Source organism: Desulfocicer niacini (assembly GCF_054657595.1).
Genome location: NZ_BAAHYK010000179.1, coordinates 1 through 493, shown reverse-complemented (window position 1 = coordinate 493; position 493 = coordinate 1). Strand labels below are relative to the sequence as shown.

The window sequence follows — 493 nt, the reverse complement described above, 5'->3', positions numbered from 1 at the left end:
TTATCAATCAATATCGAGACCCGTTTATGGCCAAATATGGTAATACGGCATTGCCTGGTCATCTAAAGGCAATAAATGCCATTTGCGGTTGCCGTACCCCTGCCTCCGGTGAACTCTATGTGGGGTGTTCTGAATGTGCCCATGGTGAATGGCGACCTCTATCCTGTGGTCACCGCAGTTGCCCTCAATGTCAGAACCATGAAGCCAGCCAATGGATTGACCGGCAGCAGGGTAAATTATTGCCTGTTCCTTACTTCCTGATTACTTTTACGTTACCTTATGAATTAAGATCTCTAACCTTTCATAACCAAAAACTGGTGTTTTCTCTCTTGTTTCTTTCCGTTGCCAGTACGCTGAAAGATTTTGGTTTAAATCCAAAAAATCTGGGCGCTGAAATCGGAATGACTATGGTATTGCACACGCATAGCAGAAAACTTGATTTTCATCCCCATATACATGTTGTTGTTCCAGGCGGCGGCGTTGATAAACGCAG

The 493-nt window shown here is 44.4% G+C and carries 1 protein-coding gene; it reads left to right on the top strand.

Annotated features, from left to right (window positions below):
- Nucleotides 1-2 precede the first annotated feature (2 nt).
- Nucleotides 3-493, top strand: a 491-nt coding sequence (locus ACYQ2M_RS25275) for an IS91 family transposase (RefSeq protein WP_459919173.1), incomplete at its 3' end; no start/stop codon positions are given.